The sequence below is a fragment of the Pedobacter glucosidilyticus DSM 23534 genome (assembly GCF_000425145.1).
GTDB classification, from domain to species: Bacteria; Bacteroidota; Bacteroidia; order Sphingobacteriales; family Sphingobacteriaceae; genus Pseudopedobacter; species Pseudopedobacter glucosidilyticus.
This window is the reverse complement of record NZ_AULF01000061.1, coordinates 1-4,118: the sequence shown is the minus strand read 5'-3', so window position 1 is coordinate 4,118 and position 4,118 is coordinate 1. Positions and strand designations below refer to the sequence as shown.

Here is a 4,118-nt window from a genome sequence, read left to right as displayed (position 1 = left end):
GGCTGTAGTTTCATAAAGAATGTCTAAAGCTCCATAACCTTGGTATCTGCCATAACGATTGGCATTGGCATAAATCTCTGTACCAAACATTTTATCAGTTAAACCTTTTGCAACAGCAACCCAATTTTTATGTCGTTTAATGCCCATTGGACCATAGTTAAATTGATGAAAACCATCCAAATTTATAGGCTGTATACCTGTATAAAAATTTGTTTTGTAAAAGTAATTATATAAAGCAGCGGCTTCAGGTTCAATAGTTTGATTAATGATATCGCCACCTATGGTAACTAAATCTCTAAAATCAGTTGTTCTAACTGCTAATGATTGGTTAAAAGGAAATCTCCCCGAGGTAGAATTAGCCCTTACTAGCCCATTATTCAGTTCTAAAAACAATGCTTTAACTGCTTTCAACATATAATTATAGGCTTCTAACGAGATTTTAAAAGGTGTACCTCTTAAGTTATAAGCGTGGTCTATCCATGTTGCGTAAGCATACATGTAATGAAAGTATTTAGAGCGATGATGATACCCCATACCATCTGGTTTTATACCATCTCTACCTCCGTCGCCTGGCTCCATTACCTGTTTCATAAACCTACCGATAGATTTCAAATCTCTAGCAACTTCGGCATTATCACTGCTTAATAAAGCCAGTTTAATAATATATTCTAACTTAAGATGCACAAAGTCCATATTATTTCTAACCAAAAACTGATTGTTATAAATCTTATTGTACTCGTTAGACCACTTTAGCATTTTAATTACATCAGATCTTAAAGTACCTGTATAAGCGGGCATGGCCTCTATAAATTTATCATTAAATGTTCTTGCGTTGTTATAAGCATTGGTTTCCATTACATTTCTGCCGCCTTCTGCCATACCTTGGTCAATCAGGTATCTTGTAAATAAAATTAACCTAGTTTGAGAAGTGATGTTGTTATTTCGGAGATATGACCTAGCAAAAGTGCTGCAGTAATTAGCCCATTTAACCATACTATCTTGATTTGTGATACTTAGTAAACCTCTTCCAATAATTTCATTACTTGTTTCTGAAATATTGCAATAACTAAAGTAAGCGTTTGCTTCTGATAACTCAGCACTAGTTACAGATGCTGCTGTAGCATTGTATCTTGTTTTAATGGTATTAATTCCGGTTAATTCTGATGAGCTAGGTTGTGATGCGCTAATATCAGGTATCTTCATCCAACTTTCTAAGGGCGAACCACCAGCTAAGGATGATGTTACTTGAAATTGTGAGGCATCTAATACCATATGTGGTCCAGGAAAACGTCTTTCTGTATCACCTACCCAATCTAAATTATCAATCCAAATATTTTTACTGCCTGAGCCTGATTTTTTTAAAATAAATTTAACACTAGATAGGCTAAAACCAGACAGGTTATTGCCTTGCCCATAGTCGGTAACAAAATTGCGATGGTAATCTCGCCATCCTTTAAAGTTCAACAAAATTCTCCCAGTTCTTCTTACTGCATTTGAATTATCTAGGAATTGCACTATTAAAGTGTCTCCTGATTCTTCTTCTGAATAGATAAAAAAATGTGTAGTGCTATTGGTTGTAGAGCCAGTTTGAGTAGCAGTAATGCCTAAGTTACTTGCTGTTAATACTTGGTTATGGCTAGCTACCCATTTAAGTGAATTTGTGCCGTCTTTGTAGTGTGTATTACTTAAAGAGATTGTATTTGTACCTGAAGTAGCCCAGTTGCTTGGTATGGAACTGTTAAAAGTTACTGTTTGGGCGCTCAAAGCTAAGGAGCAACAAACAAGTATTAAAAAGAGTAGGTTTCTTTTCATTTATTCCAATTAATTGATTTTTAATAATTTAAGGTTTAACGGATGACATTAATTATTATTCAATTATATTAAAAAAAGAGGTGTATTAAATACGGTAATTGTATAATATTTGGGGGTCTAATGTATTTAAAGCTGTTGGGGTATTTACAATAATTGTAATTTTAAAGCTTTTCTAACTATTTAGTAATAAGGTAAATAAAAAGAGGTTGTTCTCATTTTCATAAGACAACCTCTTGATAGTAATAAATTTTAACAATTAAATTTATCTTAATTTTTTTGAATCTATTGGATTAAAAGTTTTCCTAATTGTCCGTCAATTTTAATGATATAAACACCTGGTTTTAATTGTTTAGTATCTATAGTAATTTGATTTGAACCTACTTTTGCCAATTGATTTGCTTTTAAACAAACTATCCCCATTGTATTAACTACAGAAATATTAACCAGCTTATTTATAGGAGAGTAGTAACTTGCAGTTACTTGCTCTGATGCTGGATTTGGATATATAAGCATCTCTGTTGAAATTGGAGCTTTAAAATCAACAACTTTAGTTTCTACATTAATTGAGGATTGATTACCAGATGAAGGTGCTTCATACCTCATCTGCATATCTGCAATAGTTAATGTTGCAATATTATTACTAGGGAGTGTGTTAGCAGAGCTTGTAATAAAAAAAGCATTAATATTATTATTAACAGCTAACTCTGCCACAGGAATATTGTCAATACCAGGAACAGAAATCTTTACTCCGTTTACCCATAAATGGAAACACTGAGCATTAACTGTGTAGCTTATTCCTTTTCGGGTATAAGAGTTGCTACTATTAGTATTGTTAGCATATAGTTCTACAAAATTCTCTACACCCTTTATAAAAGTAGTATTATCTATCTCAACAAATGATGGAACATTGTTTACTACTTTACGGTATTTAAAAGAAATATTATTAGTACTTCCCAAATCAAACCTAAAAGCAGAGAAAATACCACTAGTGAAGGTAGAAGAGCTGAGGTTAGAGGCACTAGTAAAAATATTACTAATTGCATTATTTCCTAAGCCTAAAATCCAATTTCCATTTGTTCCATCGGTACCAAAAGTGAGGGTAAAGAAAGTACTAACAACAGGCTTATCTCCAATATCATAAGCAGAAAACTTATTTAATGATGAAGAATTAGCAAAAACTCTGATTTTTTTATTATCTCCAGTTCCTATTCTGTTAAAACTTCCGTTGCCAGCCGAGCCTAACGCAACTCTTGCTTTTGAAGGATAAGGAGGATAAGGTAAAAAGCCTAAGCTGGTAGAGTCTGATACTGAACTGGCTGTGGTGCTATTTGTAAAAGCAGGGTTTGTATATGTACTTGATATTGCTGTAGATAAATCATAAGCCCAAATTTTTTCAGGAAAATCCCAAACACCGTAACCCATTTCGGTTCTATCCTTAACCAATTTCACTTCGGTATAATTGCCTTTATCCAATACAAAATCAAGTCTCATACTATTTACAAAATTTGTATGGCTAACTGTATTGGTAGTACTTGATGATGAGCTTTGTAAAAATCTCCATCTTCTCGATAAAGTAACATTAACACTTGATGCAGAGGCATTCCAATCAACCGATGGTTCTGAGTTAGCTACAGTATTCAAATCTGGATTAGCAATTCTAACGATTAAGGTATCGCCTACTTCTTTAGTGGTGATTAAGCAGTTATTGGTTACTTTTTCTATATAACCAATGTTTACAAACGAGTCGGCTTCAAAAAATGAGTAACCTGTAGTGTTATTTGGGATATATTTTACGATATGATATTTAAGCGTGTTAGCCAAAACTTGATAAATAGTACCTTGATCTATGTTGGTGGCTAATGCCTGCATTTTAACAGGTGTAATACTTGGTGCCACAACATACTGATAGGTTGCATTATTAGGTGTTGAGCCATGGTTAATGTAAGCTTTACTAGCCTGTGCTGATGCGGTATTTGTTGGTGTATTGCTGGTGTTTATTGGGGTTGTTTGCGTACCTCTAAAAACTTGTATTTGATTATTCCCTGCAGGGATATAAAAACCTGTAGTTTGTCCGTTTACTAACCAATTAGCACCAGTAGTTGATAAACCGCTATTTATATTACCTGTTGTTGCTGTTAAAGAATTGATATAAATAGCAGGATTTGTAGAACTGTGTATAGACTGAAAAAGATTGGTAGCCACATTTCCATCACTTCCGTTTATTTTACTTCCTAAACACACCAAAATAGAATCAAAAGCAAAAACAGATTTTCTGAAGGTTAAATTGTTAGTTTCATATCTACCGC

General features: G+C 33.5%; 2 protein-coding genes. Both read right to left on the bottom strand.

Annotation, left to right across the window (positions count from 1 at the left end):
• Positions 1-1,764, bottom strand: a 1,764-nt coding sequence (locus tag H510_RS0112800; protein WP_211226576.1) for a chondroitinase family polysaccharide lyase, incomplete at its 3' end; no start/stop codon positions are given.
• Between the two features lie 330 nt (positions 1,765-2,094).
• Positions 2,095-4,118 (bottom strand): polysaccharide lyase family 8 super-sandwich domain-containing protein (locus H510_RS18895; RefSeq protein ID WP_036692862.1); only part of this gene is annotated, 2,024 nt, incomplete at its 5' end.